This window comes from Terriglobales bacterium (genome assembly GCA_035543055.1).
Lineage (GTDB): Bacteria > Acidobacteriota > Terriglobia > Terriglobales > Acidobacteriaceae > JAIQFD01.
Genome location: DATKKJ010000198.1, coordinates 1 through 14,822 on the forward strand (window position 1 = coordinate 1; position 14,822 = coordinate 14,822).

General features: G+C 63.4%; 18 protein-coding genes. 7 read left to right on the forward strand and 11 right to left on the reverse strand.

The features are described from left to right. Together VMS96_13110 and VMS96_13115 are read right to left on the reverse strand one after the other, a co-directional pair. On the reverse strand, positions 1-551 hold a 551-nt coding region (locus VMS96_13110; GenBank protein HVP44366.1), incomplete at its 3' end, for a lipoyl synthase. A 114-nt stretch (positions 552-665) separates the two neighbouring features. Further along, a complete protein-coding gene (locus tag VMS96_13115; GenBank protein ID HVP44367.1) occupies positions 666-1,025 on the reverse strand; it encodes a cytochrome c in 360 nt (119 codons plus the stop codon). Between the two features lie 47 nt (positions 1,026-1,072). Here VMS96_13115 and VMS96_13120 point away from each other — a divergent pair, with 47 nt between their 5' ends. The 3 genes from VMS96_13120 to VMS96_13130 all read left to right on the forward strand — a co-directional run bounded on the left by VMS96_13120 (position 1,073) and on the right by VMS96_13130 (position 2,740). Then, positions 1,073-1,504 (forward strand): DUF488 family protein, encoded by a 432-nt coding sequence (locus VMS96_13120; protein HVP44368.1) that lies wholly within the window; start codon positions 1,073-1,075, stop codon positions 1,502-1,504. A 2-nt stretch (positions 1,505-1,506) separates the two neighbouring features. Beyond that, positions 1,507-2,271, forward strand: a complete 765-nt coding sequence (locus tag VMS96_13125; GenBank protein HVP44369.1) for a DUF3891 family protein — start codon at positions 1,507-1,509, stop codon at positions 2,269-2,271. Between the two features lie 79 nt (positions 2,272-2,350). Further along, positions 2,351-2,740, forward strand: a complete 390-nt coding sequence (locus tag VMS96_13130; GenBank protein ID HVP44370.1) for a hypothetical protein — start codon at positions 2,351-2,353, stop codon at positions 2,738-2,740. A 146-nt stretch (positions 2,741-2,886) separates the two neighbouring features. Here the strand turns inward: VMS96_13130 and dacB are convergent, their stop codons facing one another. After that, entirely contained in the window at positions 2,887-4,440 is a 1,554-nt protein-coding gene (dacB, locus tag VMS96_13135; protein HVP44371.1) for a D-alanyl-D-alanine carboxypeptidase/D-alanyl-D-alanine-endopeptidase, read from the reverse strand. 130 nt (positions 4,441-4,570) lie between these two features. Here dacB and rsmI point away from each other — a divergent pair, with 130 nt between their 5' ends. After that, positions 4,571-5,452: a 16S rRNA (cytidine(1402)-2'-O)-methyltransferase gene (rsmI, locus tag VMS96_13140; GenBank protein ID HVP44372.1), complete on the forward strand. Its 882-nt coding sequence runs from the start codon at positions 4,571-4,573 to the stop codon at positions 5,450-5,452. A 57-nt stretch (positions 5,453-5,509) separates the two neighbouring features. Here rsmI and VMS96_13145 read toward each other — a convergent pair whose 3' ends face one another. Next, entirely contained in the window at positions 5,510-5,944 is a 435-nt protein-coding gene (locus VMS96_13145) for a nuclear transport factor 2 family protein (protein HVP44373.1), read from the reverse strand. Positions 5,945-6,049: 105 nt separating this feature from the next. Here VMS96_13145 and VMS96_13150 point away from each other — a divergent pair, with 105 nt between their 5' ends. Beyond that, positions 6,050-6,412 carry a TSUP family transporter gene (locus tag VMS96_13150; protein HVP44374.1) on the forward strand — a complete coding sequence of 121 codons (363 nt, stop codon included), beginning with the start codon at positions 6,050-6,052 and terminating at the stop codon, positions 6,410-6,412. 4 nt (positions 6,413-6,416) lie between these two features. On the opposite strand, the gene VMS96_13155 is transcribed toward VMS96_13150, so the two are convergent. Both VMS96_13155 and VMS96_13160 read right to left on the reverse strand, forming a co-directional pair. After that, positions 6,417-6,974, reverse strand: coding sequence for a hypothetical protein (locus tag VMS96_13155; GenBank protein HVP44375.1), 558 nt, complete (start codon positions 6,972-6,974; stop codon positions 6,417-6,419). A gap of 97 nt (positions 6,975-7,071) precedes the next feature. Further along, a complete protein-coding gene (locus VMS96_13160) occupies positions 7,072-9,999 on the reverse strand; it encodes a protein kinase (protein ID HVP44376.1) in 2,928 nt (975 codons plus the stop codon). 149 nt (positions 10,000-10,148) lie between these two features. On the opposite strand from VMS96_13160, the gene VMS96_13165 reads away from it, so the two are divergent. Then, positions 10,149-10,448, forward strand: a complete 300-nt coding sequence (locus VMS96_13165; protein HVP44377.1) for a DUF4242 domain-containing protein — start codon at positions 10,149-10,151, stop codon at positions 10,446-10,448. A gap of 3 nt (positions 10,449-10,451) precedes the next feature. On the opposite strand, the gene VMS96_13170 is transcribed toward VMS96_13165, so the two are convergent. Further along, entirely contained in the window at positions 10,452-10,688 is a 237-nt protein-coding gene (locus tag VMS96_13170; protein ID HVP44378.1) for a hypothetical protein, read from the reverse strand. A gap of 283 nt (positions 10,689-10,971) precedes the next feature. On the opposite strand from VMS96_13170, the gene VMS96_13175 reads away from it, so the two are divergent. Further along, positions 10,972-11,448: a hypothetical protein gene (locus tag VMS96_13175; protein ID HVP44379.1), complete on the forward strand. Its 477-nt coding sequence runs from the start codon at positions 10,972-10,974 to the stop codon at positions 11,446-11,448. An 84-nt stretch (positions 11,449-11,532) separates the two neighbouring features. Here the strand turns inward: VMS96_13175 and VMS96_13180 are convergent, their stop codons facing one another. From VMS96_13180 to VMS96_13195, 4 genes are all read right to left on the reverse strand, one after another. Next, on the reverse strand, positions 11,533-12,186 hold the full coding sequence (locus tag VMS96_13180; GenBank protein HVP44380.1) for a GNAT family N-acetyltransferase: 654 nt from the start codon (positions 12,184-12,186) through the stop codon (positions 11,533-11,535). A gap of 116 nt (positions 12,187-12,302) precedes the next feature. Further along, complete coding sequence (locus VMS96_13185) at positions 12,303-12,758, reverse strand: group I intron-associated PD-(D/E)XK endonuclease (GenBank protein HVP44381.1); 456 nt, start codon at positions 12,756-12,758, stop codon at positions 12,303-12,305. A 430-nt stretch (positions 12,759-13,188) separates the two neighbouring features. Then, positions 13,189-13,872 carry a DUF3226 domain-containing protein gene (locus VMS96_13190; protein HVP44382.1) on the reverse strand — a complete coding sequence of 228 codons (684 nt, stop codon included), beginning with the start codon at positions 13,870-13,872 and terminating at the stop codon, positions 13,189-13,191. 3 nt (positions 13,873-13,875) lie between these two features. Then, positions 13,876-14,822, reverse strand: a 947-nt coding sequence (locus tag VMS96_13195) for an AAA family ATPase (protein HVP44383.1), incomplete at its 5' end; no start/stop codon positions are given.

Consider the following 14,822-nt stretch of genomic DNA (forward strand, 5'->3'; position numbering starts at 1 on the left):
CGGTACAGCCGCGGCACGGTTTCGGTGTTGTGGTTCAGGATCTCGGGCTGGGCGTCGAGCACGATGCGCAGCGCCTCTTCGATCCCCTGGAAATCCGGGATCAGCACCTCCACCCGGCACCCCGGTGCTTGCCGCCGGATCTCGCGGATGGTTTCGGCGAAAACCTTCGCCCCGCCGATGTTGTCGTCGTCGCGGTTCACGCTGGTGACGACCGCATGCTTCAGCCCCAGCCGCGCCACCGCCTCCGCCACCCGCCGCGGCTCGTCCCAGTCGATCGGCCCCGGCTTGCCCTTGGGCACCGCGCAGAACCCGCACCGCCGGGTGCAGATGTCCCCCAGCAGCATGAAGGTGGCGGTTTTGTGGTTCCAGCACTCGCCGATATTCGGACACTGCGCCGACTCGCAGACCGTATGCAGTCCAAGGGTCCGCGCCAGCGTTTTCAGGTTGCGATAGTTCTCGCCCAGTGGCGCGGGGGCTTTGATCCAGTGCGGCTTGGGTGTGCGCTTCGGCGGTACCGGCTGGATCTGCACGAGTTCGACCATAGATGCCATCGGGAACGCTCTATTGTACGATGCCCCGCTACCGGCCTTCGATTCAAACCTGATTCGCTTGCGACCTGCGACTCACGACTTGCGACTCCTGCCCACGACCCACGACTCACGACCCTATAAGGTGTGCAAGTATGCCAGCAGATCGTCCAGTTCCTGTTTCGTCAGCTGGTTGCGGAAGGCCGGCATCATCGGGCGTCCCAGCAGGATGATGTCCGTCATCCGCTCGTCGTTCGCGGGCGTGCCGCTGGGAAAGTAAGGCTTGCCGTAGATGCCCTTCAGCGACGGCCCATTCTTGCCTGAGCGCGAGTACGCCGCGTGGCAGGCGAGGCAGCGCAGGTCATAGACGCGCCGGCCGGCCGCCTGCTGCGGCGTCAGGCCCAGCTCCGCGTCGCTCTTGGGCTTCGGCTCCGTGCAACCCACGATGCCGGCGCACACCAGCAAGGCCACCGCCGCGCTGAGGATTTTCTCTCGCATGGGAAACGCACTATTATGGAGAGCGCACGCCCGGTTCGCCAACCCGCATGACGGTCAAGCTCAAGCGCGCTTACGCGAAGCCTTCGGTCTCCGACGGCGTGCGCGTCCTGGTGGACCGGCTCTGGCCCCGCGGCCTGACCAAAGAAAAGGCCCTGATCGACCACTGGCTGCGCGACCTGGCGCCTTCCGACAAGTTGCGCCGCTGGTATCACGCCCGTCCCTCCCAATGGGTGCTCTTCCGCAAGCGCTACCTTGAGGAACTTTGCACGGCGGCCGCCTCGCGCGCGCTGGAGGAATTGTACCGGCTGGCGGGCGCCTCCCGGACCCTCACCCTTGTCTTCTCCTCCCGGAACGAAGAGCACAACAATGCCGTCGTGCTTCGTGACCTGCTGCAAGGGATGCGCAAGCCTCCCTCCAGCTCCGGGCCGGCGCGCGCCGCCGCCAGCGGACGGGTCCGCCGCCGCGCCCGGCGGCCCTGACCATGATCCTGCGCCCGCTCGCCCCGCGCCCGCCAGGTGATCATCCGCTGTCGGCCTGGCAGGCGGTGGAAGCCACCCAGAAGGACCCCGGCGCGGAATGCTGGCTCATCGCCCAGCCCGACCACGCCTCCCTGGCCGGCGACCTGGCGGCGCATCTCGCTCCCCAGCACTTCCCCGGCCTCGACCAGGCGGTGCGGCAGGCCATCGCGCTGCACGACGAAGGCTGGGGCCCCCTCGACGCCGCCGCCTTCGCTGCTCCCCGCCGCCCCGCCTCCTTCATCGACGAGACTCCGCCCACCTTCATTGAGGCCTGGACCGCTTCCATCGACCGCTCCCAGCAGGTCGCGCCCATCGGCGGGGTCATCGTCAGCCAGCACTTCTGCCGCCTGGCCGACTTTCGCCTCAATTCGCGCAAGGACACGCCCGACGACACCCGCCTGCTCCTCGGCTTTCTCACCGCCGAAGACCGTCGCCGCCGCTCCCTGCTGCCGGCATGTTCCGGCCGCGATCCCGGATTCCTGACCGACGTCCTCCAGTTCTGCGACGTCCTCTCGCTCTACCTCTGCTGCGGCGCCGAAGACAGCGTCACCTTCCCGCAACGCTTTACCGGCCGGGAGGTCCGCCTGGAACGCCTGCGCACCCGCGACCAGGCCGCCATCTGCCGCTTCTCCCCTGCCATCCTCGATGGGACCACTGAGCTTGCGGTAGGGGCCCGGCGCTGGCCTGGCCCCGGGCAGTCCCGCCCATTCCTCTTCGTGCTGGAGTAACCTCTCCGCAGGTGACCTTCGGACATACCTCTCCCCAAAGGCATTGCCTGGGCCCGAGAAACCTGCTGAAATACGTGCAATGGCTGATAAGCGCGGCGCCATATCGCACCGGGAACTGCAGCAGTACCTGGCCGCTCTGGCCAACGGTGCAGAGGAGAAGGACACCGTCCGCCAGGCCAACCTGCTGTTCTCGTTCGCGGAACTGAAGTTCCGCATCCGCGGCGGAGGCAGGTGCGCCGTCTGCCGCGCCCACGTCCGCCACGTCCTGCCGGTCGAGGTGGAACGCGAGAACGGCTCCCGCACGGCCTACAACTGCCTCTGCACCCGCTGCCTGGTGGCGGAGAAGGTCTCGGCCACCCGCGTCGTCCTCCGTGTCGGCAACGCCGCCATCGAATACACCCGCCCCTCGCGCATCAACGTCGCTTCCGAAGGCGGCAAGCCCCTCCACCGCGCCGCCGGCGGGAAATAGACAACAAGACTAAAGCACTGTCGTCCCGAGCCAGGACCTTTGTAGGCCGCTCGCCCCCGTGCGGCCCCGGTTGGCGTCCGCAGGACGCCTTGCGCGTAGCGCGCATGCTTTGCCGACGACCGACGACTGACGACCTCCGACCTGCTCTACTTCTTCGCCGAGCCGTCTTCCACTAGCGCCAGCACGATCCGATCGATGAGTTCCTGCGCCCGCTTGGTCTGTAGGGTGTGGTTGTTGCAGAAGACGGTGAACGCCACTCGCTCGCCTCCCACCGTCGTGGCATAGCCGGCCAGAGCGGTGACGTGGGTCAACGTGCCCGTCTTCCCCCTGAGCCGGCCGTCGCCCGCCGTCCCTTTCAGGCGGTCGATGAGCGAGCCATCGGTGCCGGCCACCGGCAGGGTGCCGGCGAAGCTCGGTCCCCAGGGCTGCTTGTCGGCGTATTGCAGCAGTTTGACCACGGCTGCCGGCGTCGCCAGGTTCAGCCGCGACATCCCCGAGCCATCGTAGAGCGCATACTCATCGCGTCCGATCCCCGCCTGGGTCAGGAACCCGCGCTCGACTTCCAGCCCGCTCTCCACCGTGCCCGCCGTCCCTTTTTCCCGGCCCAGCAGGCGCAGCATCAGTTCCGCGTGCAGGTTCTGGCTGACCTTGTTGGTGACCGTCAGGTCCTCCAGCAGCGGCTGAGACTCGTGCAGCCCCAGGACCAGGGGCTGGTGGTTGTTGGTGGGCCGGCCGCCGCCCGACGCGAATGCCGTCACCGACAGGTTTTCCAGGTTGGCCAGTTCCGTGTGCCGGGTACGCGTCTTGCCGTAGACGGTGATGCCGCGCTGCTCCAGCAGGTCCTGGAAGAGCTGGGCGGCGAAATCCGCCGGCTCATCGATCGCCAGGCCCTCGCCGCCGCCGGCATCGTCCGCCGGGATGTTTCCCCACAGCGTCAGCACCCGCGATCCGGGCTGCCGCGTGAACACGAACTTGCGCGGGCCGGTGCCCGTCGGCGTGGTCAGGATCCGGTTGTCGATGGTGTAGTAGTTCGCGAACGGCTCGACGCTGACGAACGCCTTCTCTCCCGGCCGGTCCGCCGGCAGGATGTTCACGAACATCACGTTGTCGTTGATGGTCAGCGCCGACACCGGCGCCCCCACGCCCCACACCAGGTCTTCCTGCGACCATCCTTCCCCGTAGCGCTCGGAAGCGAAGAAGGAATCGTCGCCCACGATATCGCCGTCGATGTACTTCACGCCCTTCTGCACCAGCTGGTCGGCCAGGTCCGCCAGCACGCTGGCCGGCGGCAGCTTGCGCTCGGTGCGGATGCTGTAGGGCAGCGTCCGCCCGGAGAGGTTCGGGTCTCCGCGCCCCACCAGCACCAGGTCCCCGGTCACTCGCCCGTGCTTGTCCACCATCCCCGCCGTCTCCACCGTGGTCTTGAAGCGGTAGTCCGGCCCCACCAGCGCCAGCGCCGCCGAGGTGGTGAACAGCTTGGTGATCGACGCCGGCGTGAACAGCTTGTCGGCGTTCTGCTCGTACAGCACCTTCCCCGTCGTCAGCGAGACCGCCTGGATGCCCCAGAACCCGCGCGCCGCCTCGGGTTCAGCCAGGATGGCGTCGATGCGCCGCGCCAGCCGGCTCTCGGGAGCCGCTGCTGCCTGGCTCGCCAGCCCGCACAACAGCAGGAGCGTAATAATGCGGAGGGAGTACTTCATGAGCTGCTCCGATTGTACCTCGGATTCGCAGGGTTGCCTTTGTGTCTTCCTTCGTGTTCCTTTGTGGTGAGTCTTGCTATGGACCATGCCCTATGGACTATGCGCTTCGAGGGGTATAGACTTCGCCCGCATGAAAACCGGCGGCAACAATGCGCGGCCGGACACTCCCGGCCCCGTCCTCTACGTCGTCGCCACCCCCATCGGCAACCTCGAAGACATCAGTCTGCGCGCCCTGCGCATTCTCAAGGAAGTGGACCTGATCGCCTGCGAGGACACCCGCCAGACCAGCAAGCTGCTCGACCATTACGACATCGACACTCCGACCGTCAGCTATCACGAGCACAACGAGCTGACTCGCGCCGCCGAGCTCATCCTGAACGCCGAGCAAGGCGCCCGCCTGGCCCTGGTCTCCGACGCCGGCATGCCCGGCATCTCCGATCCCGGCTACCGCCTTATCTCGCTCGCCATCCGCCACCATATCAAGGTGGTGCCCGTTCCCGGCGCTTCGGCTTTCGTGGCCGCCCTGGTCGCCAGCGGGTTGCCCGCCGAGTCCTTCCGCTTCGGCGGTTTCTTGCCCCACAAGCGCGGCCAGCGCCGCGACGAACTGCTCAAGATCCGCGAGACCCCGCGCACCCAGATCTTTTACGAAGCCCCCCACCGCATCGTGGAGACCATGGAAGACGTGGTCGAAGTCCTCGGCGCCTCCCGCCACGTGGTGGTCGCCCGCGAGGTCACCAAGATCCACGAGGAGTTCCTGCGCGGCCGCGCCGATCAGGTGCTCGACATCCTCCGCGCTCGCGGCGAGGTCAAGGGCGAGATCACCTTGCTCATCGACCGCGCCCCCGAAGTCCTCGCCAAGGAGGCTCCCAGGAAGAAATCGGTGAGTTCGCGGCTGAGAGAAGTGATGTCAGAGAAGCAGCTCGACGAGAAGTCGGCCCTCAAGCTCGTGGCCAAGGAGATGGGCGTCTCCAAATCCGCTGCCTACCGCGAACTCCAGCGCACCAAGCGATAAGCGCTTCCTTTGTGTTTTCCTTCGTGTGCCTTTGTGTCCTTTGTGGTGAGGTTCTTCTTACTCTGCGCTGGTGTGATCGTGCACGATCCGCCATCCCTCGCCGAACTTCCGCACCACCACCGTGAACAGCCCGCGCGGCTCCTTCCCGTCCGCCATCTTCAGATGCCACTTTCCGTATACGACCGCAGCGTCTTTGCTAAACAACTGCACTTCGAGGATCTCGAAATCGAGCGCTCCCATCTCCCGCCCTTCGCCCTGATACCGCTTTTGGTAGCGCTCTAGGGTGGCCTGCCATCCCCGCGTCACCGTGCCGCCGGAGTAGAAAGTCAGCTCCGGCGAGTTCCAATATCCTTGCATATACCCGCGCAGGTCGTGCGCATTCCACGCCCGCACCTGGTCGTTGAGCGTCTTGCGGATCGCCCCCTTGTCAGAAGAAGAGGCGAGCGCAATGGAACCAAGAAGAAGGAAAAGAACTGCCCATCGTTTGCGCATGGAAAAGGATTCTAGCCCACGACCGGTTCCAAAGTAGCCCGCACGTCCTCGCGTGGGCCGCCGTACAATGCTGCAGCCCCTGGCGGGGCCATCGAAGGAGCGCAGATGACGCACGTGATCGTCGGCATTCTGATCGGCATTGCAGTAGGGGTCTTCTCCGGCCTGGTCGGCGTGGGCGGGGGCATCATCCTGGTGCCCATCCTGGTCTACGGCTTTGCCATGTCGCAGCACATGGCCCAGGGCACCACTCTCGTTATGCTCCTGCCGCCCACCGGAGCGCTCGCCTTCTGGCAGTACTACAAGGCCGGCCACGCCGACCTGAAGTTCGGCCTGCTGATGTCGGTTGGCGTTTTCTTCGGAGGCTACTTCGGCGGACGCCTGGCCCAGCATATTTCCAGCGGCGGCCTGCGCAGGATCTTCGCCCTCCTCCTCTTCGGAGTGGCCGTGAAGATGTTCTTCCAGAAGTGACGCGCTATTTCGGCCACAGCCAGCCGAAGGTCCCCGCCGTCAGCAGACCGTACACCAGGCCATCGATCACGTCCTTCATGACCATGCTCCCGGTGTGGCCTCTCCAGATGCCATTGGTGATGTTCGCCAGACCGTAGCCGATGAACCCGGCCGTCCCCACCACCCGGAATACATGGAGATACGGCGTGCCCGCCGCCATGGTGTGCGCCGCCAGGTAAGCGATGAAGAAGCTCATCAGCAGCAGGTAGCCGAACCACTGTCCCAGGAACTTGGGCATCTGCGGCATGCCGGTGGGCAGGATGATCACCATCCCGTTCGGCCCCTGCTTCCACTTCTCCGCCATCTCCGCCGACTTCATCTGGTCGTGTTTGCAGTACGGGAACATGTACAGCCCGCGGGTCACTCCCGCGCTCCGCAGCGCGGCGCGCAGGTTGTCCTCCTCAGGAAGCTGGCGGTAGTCGCCCTGGTGGTACTTCAGGGCCATGTGCAGGATGGAACTGGCGATGAACACGATCACCGCCGACAGCACGATGGGCAGCCACAGGGAGGCGAGCGAAACCATGGATTGTCTCCTAAAATGGGGTGAGGGTCAGCGCAGCCTACGCCCAACCCGAACAAGGGTCAAGTTGTGCTTGGTACTGGGTACTTGGTACCTGGTACTACTGCAGCTTGGCGTATTCGTCCTTGGCTTGCTTCAGCAGCGGGATGTCAGGGTCGGCGTCTTTCCACAGCGCCAGGAAGTCCTGGTAGGCGGTGCGGGCGGCGGCCTTGTCGCCCTTCCCGGCGTAGGCGCGCCCCAGCTCCAGTTGGACCAGCGCCCGCGCCGGGTCAAACGGACTCACATACTTCAGGTCCACCAGGATGTGTCGGCACGCCGCAATGGCCTCGTCGTATCGTCCGGTCTGGCGCTGCGCGCTCGCCCGCAGATACTGCACCCAGAAGTCGCGTCCGTCGAATGCGCGCGCCGGCTCCAGCACTTCGATCACCTTGGCCGGGTTGCCGTGGTTTCCTTCCCACAGTGCCCGGGCTACCGGCAATTCGACCGACTGATACCAATCGTTCAGCGGTTCGCTCTTGGCCGCTGCCTCTGCCATGGGAATGGCACGAGCATCTCCGATATGAGCGAGAACCATCGCCGCAAGGAGCTCGAGGCGGGGGGAGCGGAACTCCTTGAATGCTTCGTCCACACCGCGCTCGGCCTCGGTACGCTTCCCCACCATGGCATAGAACCCGGCGCCTTCCATGATGTCCTGGGCCGCCACCTCCTTTGCTCCCAGACGCTGCAACAGTTCGACCGTCTTTTGCCGGGTCTGTCCGGCGCGGCGCAGCTGGCCATGGAGCGCGGCGATATTCGCCTCCATGTTCCATAGACCCGCGCGTCCCGGATCCGTGGCATTCAGTGCGGCGGTCTCTCGCTCGATCGCCGCCTGGTCCCCACTCATCCTCGCAATGGCCAGGAGCATTGCATGGTGCTCCGGAGAATTGATCTTTCTGGCCGTGGCCTCCGCCACGACCGCTTTGGCCTCGTCCACACGCCCCAGGCCCAGATATGCCGCCGAGGTGACGTTGTACCCGAACACCGAGTCGGGGTTCTGCCGCAACGCCTCCTGTCCATTCTCCAGCGCTTTCTCGAAGCGGCCCATGGTCAGGTACAGAGCGGCAAGGTTGGTGGTCGGAGCGAAGTCCCGCGGATACGTCTGCCGGAACAGCTCCCAGGCCTGGATCCCTTTCTGGATCTGCCCGCTGTCGGTGTAGTAGTGGCCGACGATGTAAAGCCGCTCGTGCTCGCTGGCCCGGTCCTTCAAGTCGAACGCCTTCTGCTGGTATTCCCGCCGCTGCCCGGACTCACCCAGGTTGTTGAAGATCGTGCCCAGCTTTCCGTAGGCGCTGGCAAAATTCGGGTCGAGTTCGATGGCGTGCTTGAAGAATGGGATGGAGCCGAGTTCGTCGCCTGAATCCCGCTTCGCGTCCCCCAGGCTGTACGCCTTCAACGCCTCCAGCGACGAGGTCGTGGCCTCGGTGAGCGGCTTGTCGAATTTCTGGATGGACGCCACCGATTCGCCCAGTTTTTCCCGCATCTGCCGCCCCGCTTTGTCCAGCGCTGCCAGCACCTCTTCCTTGCTGGAGGCCTGGCCTTCGGCGCGCGCGATGGAGTCGCCGCTGGCGGCGTTGATGGCTTCCAGCGTGACCACGTACTGGCTTCCCAGGCTGGCGATCGACCCGGTGAGCATGGCTTTCACGCCCGCGCGCTGGCAGATTTCCCGCCCCACGTCGCTGGTCACCCGCGTGTCCGGCGGGCGTCCCATGAACTTCAGCGTCTCCTGCACCTTGCGGTCGTTCACCACGTTCAGATACGGCGACTGCTCCAGGTCCACCGCCAGCGCTTTCTTTAGGGTGCCGTCGAACATCGAGTCGCCGGTGGTGTTGGTGAAATCGGTGAGCAGGATCCAATCTTTTTCCGTCATCGCCTTGGCGCGACGGGAATACAGGAAGCCGGCGACGCCCATGGCCACGACCACCGCGGCCGCGATGATCAGGATGTTGCGCGGGAATCGCCGCGCCGGGACCACTACGCTCCCCGATGACACCGCTGCTACCGCCGCCGTGGTCGCCGAGGAGGGTGATGCCACCGCAGGAGCCGAGGTGCCCGAAACCGGCGCCACTGCCGGCGACGAGCCCGAAGGCGCCGCCACTGCCGATCCGCTCGCCGCCAGGCTCTTGCCGGAATCCAGCTGCCGCTTCACCCGCTTCAGCTCGGCGCGCATCTCTGCCGCCGACTGGTAGCGCAGATCGGGGTCCTTCTCCAGCGCGGTGTTGATCACCCGCTCGAGCTCCGCCGGCAGCTCCGGATTCAGCCGCACCGGCGACGCCGGCGCCCGGTTCAGGATGGCGTCGAAGATCACCGCCGACGTCGCCCCGCCGAACGGCATCCGCCCGGTCGCCATCTCGTACATCACCGCCCCGAACGAGAACAGGTCCGAGCGCGCGTCAATCTCCTCCCCTTTCGCCTGCTCCGGCGACATGTAAGCGATCGTTCCGACCGTGGAGCCGGGGCTGGTGAGGTGCTCTTCGACGGCAGTCGCTTGCCCCGACAGGCCGATAACGGTGGCCGGCATCAGCTTCTGTTTGGCCAGTCCGAAGTCCAGCACCTTGGCCTGCTTGCGCTTGGTCAGGAACAGGTTGGCGGGCTTGATGTCGCGGTGGATGATGCCCGCGCTGTGCGCCGCGTCCAGCGCGTCGGCGATCTGGATGCAGTACTCCAGCAGCTGGTCCACCGGCAGCGGCCGGCCTTCGATGCGGTGCTTCAGGGTCTGGCCCTCCATCAGTTCCATGACGATGAAGTGCTGCCCCTCGTGCTCTCCCAGGTCGTGGATGGTGCAGATGTTGGGATGGTTCAAGGCGCTGGCGGCCCGGGCCTCGCGCTGGAAGCGTTCCAGCGCCGCCGGGTTGTTCACCAGATCGTCGGGCAGGAACTTGAGCGCCACCTTGCGCCCCAGGCGCAAGTCCTCGGCTTCAAAGACCACGCCCATGCCGCCGCCGCCCAGGCGCTGCAGGACCTTGTAGTGGGATACCGTTTGCCCGATCATCCGCCCTCAGAGTGCGGGCAGCATAGCACAGTAGCCCTTCGCGGAAGTCACTCTCGAGCGCGAATCCTTTCCCCTTGCGGCTGCATCTTGTCTGCGGCAGAATCTCTCAGGTTGTTTGTGGGAAGAGACTCTCCTTGGGGAGTGAGTTCATGCCGAAATTCGTGATCGAACGGGAGATCCCGGGGGCGGGCAAGCTGACGGCCCAGGACTTGCAGGGGGTCTCGCAGAAGTCGTGCTCGGTGCTGCGCGTTCTTGGCCCGCAGATCCAGTGGGTGGAGAGCTACGTGACCGACGACAAGATCTACTGCGTCTATATCGCGCCCAGCGCGGAGCTCATCCGGGAGCACGCCAAGCAGGGAGGGTTCCCGGCGAATCGCGTCTCGGAGGTGCTGCGGATCATCGATCCCACGACCGCCGAGGAGTCGCGGGCCGGCGCCAGGGTGGCGTAATCGCTACTGGTCCATGCGGACGATCTTGCAGGCGCCGGGGTCGCGCTGCTGCACCTGCACCTGGACACGCTCCGCGACCCGGCGCATCTCCGCCTGTACCATCTTCTGACGGACGGCCTGGGCCCGCGCCACCCGCGCCACCAGGGGGCTGGAAGCCACCTTGCCGGGCAGGTTGCTTTCCATGACGAATACCGCGATCACCACCGCGGCGAATGCGAGCGCATTGAGGAGCTGTCTCATAACACAGCCTTGGACGGTCCCGGACCGGGATGGTTAGCGGATTTTTCGTCCGCGCCAGAGCCTCAGCCCGAGTCTAGGGACCCCTGCCGTGACGGGTCTGCTTCAAGCACAGAATATGTTTCGACAAAGTAGCCCGCGCGCCCTCGCGCGGGCCTTATCGCCCTTCCGAGTATCGGCTTTACAGAACTTTACATTCCCTTGACCGAATCTTTACCCACCCAATAGCGCAGGCGTGTTCTTGCCATTGAGACGCGAGCGAGCATCAAAGAGTAAGGAGCACTGTATGAAACGCAAGGTTTTGACCATCGTTTGGATTGTGACGCTGACGGCGCTGGTTTTCACCGGCACCGTCTGGGCCAACGTAGCGGACCCTGACACGCGCAGCCAGGTCGCCGGCAGCGATAACTCCGGGGCCGTCATTCTGTACGCGCTGCCGTCGGCTGCCGAGATCCGCGTCACCGCCCTGCGCCCCGTGCAGATCCCGGGCGCCGTTCTGCAGCCGGGACAATATAGCTTTCGCTTGACCGATTCCGGCAGCGTCGTGGCCGTGAGCAACATCGACCGGTCGGAGTTCTACGGCAACTACCTGATCGTTCCCGCCAGCCGCAACCATCGCGACGACACTGTGGCCTACACCGCGGCAGCTCCGGAGGGCGGTCCGGATCGGATCACCGCCCTGTTTCGTCCCGGCTCGCTGTGGGGTTACGCGTTCCTCTATCCCAAGGCGAAGCAGGGGAACGTCCAGGTGGCAGCGAAGTGAAGGTCGGAACAACCGGACAAAGTAGCCCGCGCGCCCGCGCGCGGGCTTTTCTTGTCTTGCGCTAAAGGCGGTTATCGCCAGTCATCAGGGAGCGAGCGACCTGTCCATCAGGATCGGACCTCCGTGCTCGGCTATCGATGCAAAAACCTGCTGTCCTTGGAAGCGATAAGCCTCGTACGACCGCTGCACGCGGGCGACGAATCCCTGCTTGCGGAAGATGTGCTGCGAGACCTTGTTCGTCGCCTCGGTGACCGCCCGTTGATAGCCTCTGCGCCTGCCGTGCTCCAGGCAAGCCGCGACCAGTTGCTGTCCCACTCCGCGCCGGGCGACGCGATCGGAAACCCCGAGCAAGAAGAGGTGCAGCCACTCGCCCGGATGCACCGCCCGGCCGCCTCGGTATTCCGTATCTAACTGGCCCAGGATGTCGAAGATGGGATCGAACTTCGCGCTCAGCCGATCGATCCCCTCGGGCGGCGGCGAGGCCGAGTCCTCGGTCAGCAGCGCCCCGATCAGTTCGCCCGTACCAGCGAGCCGCGCCACGATCGTCAGACGCTCGGCTGCCGCCTTGGGACAGAACAGGCGGACGAATGCCTCGAATTCAGCAGCGGTCACATGAGCGGCAATGGCGGGCGGATCGTTACGGCTGAACACCTCCCCCAGAAGTTTCGCCATGCCTTCGGCGTCGGAGGGAACATAGACCGCGTACTCGATGGGCATTGGTTCAGGGGAATCTGCCACGGGGCCTCCTGCGATATGCGATTTTAGACTGCCCTTATACATCGCCCGGCCCTCCTTTGGTCATTGATCGGCGAGGGTGACGCGGCGCGGACGGACTAGAAGCTAGAAACGAGAAACTAGAAACGTCTTCCCAGCAGGCGCCAGGCCTCGCGGAACTTCTCGTAGCGTCCCCAACTGCCTTGGACGTGGGGGAAGAGGGCGAAGACGGTGACGGGGAGGACTTCGGCGGCGGGGATGATGTACCAGGCGTCGAAAGGAATGACCCAAGCAGCGAAGAAATCGAATTCGCCGAGGCGGTAGGAGCGGTGAGCGGAACCGTGAGCACCGATGGCATAGCGGCATTGATACTTGGTTCTGGTGCATTTGACCTGGATGCGCCACAACTTGCGTTGCACGCGTGCGCGCTGGCCGCGGCGACGTATGGCCTTGGAGTCGGGCACCTCGACGATGAAGTCGTAGGGTGCCATGCCCCAGACGGGCTTGGAGACAACGAGGCCGCGCTTGAGGCATTGCCAGAGGAAGGCACACTCCGCCTGATCCCCAAGATGTTTGGGGTACCGTGGCTTGGGCATTGGCGTGTGGGGCTGGAGACCAGCGACTGACGACTGTTTTTCCTATCTACTTCCAGAATACCAAGTTGGGAGGAGTTGTTTGCCCCTTTTCCACAGAACTCTATTTCCATCCGCATCAGGGGGTTAGCGGGATTTATGGCCTTCAGGGGTATTGACAAGATTTTGAGGTCCTTCGCTCCGCTCAGGATTTCGCCTGCGGGCTCCCGCTACGCTCACGCCCGCAAACCGGCTCAACTTAGCTGGATTCATAGCTTTCAGGGGTATTGACAGCAGAATCTTGCGGGGTGGTTCAGGGTATCGCTAGCTACCAACTACCAGCTACTAGCTACTTCCATAGCTTCCAGGGGTATTGACCACAATCTGGAGCAAGCTCTCGCCGAACGTTTGCCTCCGAGAGAAGCCGCCTTCAGGCGGCGCAAGGGCCGACACGCTACGGCGCAGCTGCCAGAACGGGAGTGATAGTAGTGTCAAAATCGCGGAGAAAGTTCGCTATGTTGTCGAAGGAAGCATGGGCGAGCGGGATCACATCTTCCGTCCTGTTCCACGCATGAACCAAACTCGTATTCGGATCAGTTCTGAAGGCGACTGAGAAGAGTGCACGCAATCGCATTTTCGAAGCCTTACCAGTCTCCCATTCGTTGGTCTGAGTGCAGATGCAATATTGTTCCAAACACTCACTGATGCCGGGGTTCCTGTCATACGCCGCCGGCAGACAGAGAGCTTCCAAATTACCCTCAACGCCGGTGGCTGGAAGCATCATGATGATGACCGCCGGCCCGTGCGCGGGAAAAGCAGGCTTCAGTGGTTCTGCTGGAACAGCAAGTCCAGCGTTTCTTATGTGAGCGCAGACCTCGTTGAAGGATTTGCCGGGGTCTATGTCATTGTCGGATACGACCAGGATGCCGCGGAGCCTGTCGAATCCGGGAGTCGCACTGATACCTGTCAGGAATTCGCCGAATGCTGCCCGTCCCCCCACGTCAACCGCACCATGGGAACCGGGGTGAAAAACATCGAAGTCGGGTAGACCGCGGGCCTCAATCAAATGACTGAAAAATGCGCAGTCGCTTTGCCCTTCGCAGACGATTAATCGGTTGCGCTGTAGCCTCTTTGGCATCTCTCATCGCACTTCAATCTCGTGCAGAATTGCACTCTCAAGCTGCCTCCCGGAAAACAACTTTGCGGTGCACTCGCGATCTTCTCTCTCCAGCCTAATCAACGAGAAATCTTGCTCGTGCCCTTCGAGACTAGACAATGCGGCTCTCAAGCATTCCAAACTGTGAGTTGAAGCGAACAGCTGGACGTCGAATTGGTCGCAGAATTTCAGCAATGTTCTCCAGAGCGGCAGAAGTCGCTCGTAGTAAAAGCCATTCTCGATTTCGTCAATTAGGACAATCCCATGCCGTAGGTTAGCGATAGCGAGGAGAATGCTGAGGTGCTTATTCACGCCACCGGACACCATTCCGATGGGCACCTTCTGTTTCATTGTCGCCACAGATGCATAGACCATCAATATCCCGGCGTTCGTTTCGAGGGAAAGACTCTGTATGTATGGAAACTCCTTTTGTAACGTCTCGACTACGACTTTCTCTCTATTCTGTTTACTGAGATCTGAGAATCTATTAGCTGTTTCTGTTGGATTCGGCGCCGAAGCCGCACTTGAGAAAAGGGCAACCGGAAGTACTTCGAAGGGAGCCTTGATTTCTAAGCCCTCCGCTGTAATTCGAGGCTGGGTTGTGAACTCCTTTCCAGTCGAATCCTTCCACGTAAATGAAATCGGAGCAATCAAGGTTGAATCCATTCCACCGTGAGTCAAGGGTATTCGCAACGATTGCTGTGCTTCATAGGCAATTGCAAGCGACCGAGTGTTGTTTGGAGAACCGGCAATTCGACTTGAGATGACGTTTGAGGCGTCTAACTCGTAAAAGAGATCTTGCCAGAGGGATTCATACGATGCTCTGTCCAGCGTAACCTGTATCGGTTGGCCTAAACCACGCTGAGCTCTTAGGCGCAAGGCGAGCTCCGGACTTCCACCAGCCGTCAAGAACAACGCCTCAAGTAGCGCTG

Excerpts from the sequence above, each read along its gene's own strand:
- dacB (HVP44371.1), bottom strand. The coding sequence starts at position 4,440 with ATGAAGTACTCCCTCCGCATTATTACGCTCCTGCTGTTGTGCGGGCTG.
- VMS96_13155 (HVP44375.1), bottom strand. The coding sequence starts at position 6,974 with ATGGTTTCGCTCGCCTCCCTGTGGCTGCCCATCGTGCTGTCGGCGGTG.
- VMS96_13165 (HVP44377.1), top strand. The coding sequence starts at position 10,149 with ATGCCGAAATTCGTGATCGAACGGGAGATCCCGGGGGCGGGCAAGCTG.
- VMS96_13190 (HVP44382.1), bottom strand. The coding sequence starts at position 13,872 with ATGCCAAAGAGGCTACAGCGCAACCGATTAATCGTCTGCGAAGGGCAA.
- VMS96_13125 (HVP44369.1), top strand. The coding sequence starts at position 1,507 with ATGATCCTGCGCCCGCTCGCCCCGCGCCCGCCAGGTGATCATCCGCTG.
- rsmI (HVP44372.1), top strand. The coding sequence starts at position 4,571 with ATGAAAACCGGCGGCAACAATGCGCGGCCGGACACTCCCGGCCCCGTC.
- VMS96_13115 (HVP44367.1), bottom strand. The coding sequence starts at position 1,025 with ATGCGAGAGAAAATCCTCAGCGCGGCGGTGGCCTTGCTGGTGTGCGCC.
- VMS96_13175 (HVP44379.1), top strand. The coding sequence starts at position 10,972 with ATGAAACGCAAGGTTTTGACCATCGTTTGGATTGTGACGCTGACGGCG.
- VMS96_13150 (HVP44374.1), top strand. The coding sequence starts at position 6,050 with ATGACGCACGTGATCGTCGGCATTCTGATCGGCATTGCAGTAGGGGTC.
- VMS96_13120 (HVP44368.1), top strand. The coding sequence starts at position 1,073 with ATGACGGTCAAGCTCAAGCGCGCTTACGCGAAGCCTTCGGTCTCCGAC.
- VMS96_13170 (HVP44378.1), bottom strand. The coding sequence starts at position 10,688 with ATGAGACAGCTCCTCAATGCGCTCGCATTCGCCGCGGTGGTGATCGCG.
- VMS96_13160 (HVP44376.1), bottom strand. The coding sequence starts at position 9,999 with ATGATCGGGCAAACGGTATCCCACTACAAGGTCCTGCAGCGCCTGGGC.
- VMS96_13145 (HVP44373.1), bottom strand. The coding sequence starts at position 5,944 with ATGCGCAAACGATGGGCAGTTCTTTTCCTTCTTCTTGGTTCCATTGCG.
- VMS96_13130 (HVP44370.1), top strand. The coding sequence starts at position 2,351 with ATGGCTGATAAGCGCGGCGCCATATCGCACCGGGAACTGCAGCAGTAC.
- VMS96_13185 (HVP44381.1), bottom strand. The coding sequence starts at position 12,758 with ATGCCCAAGCCACGGTACCCCAAACATCTTGGGGATCAGGCGGAGTGT.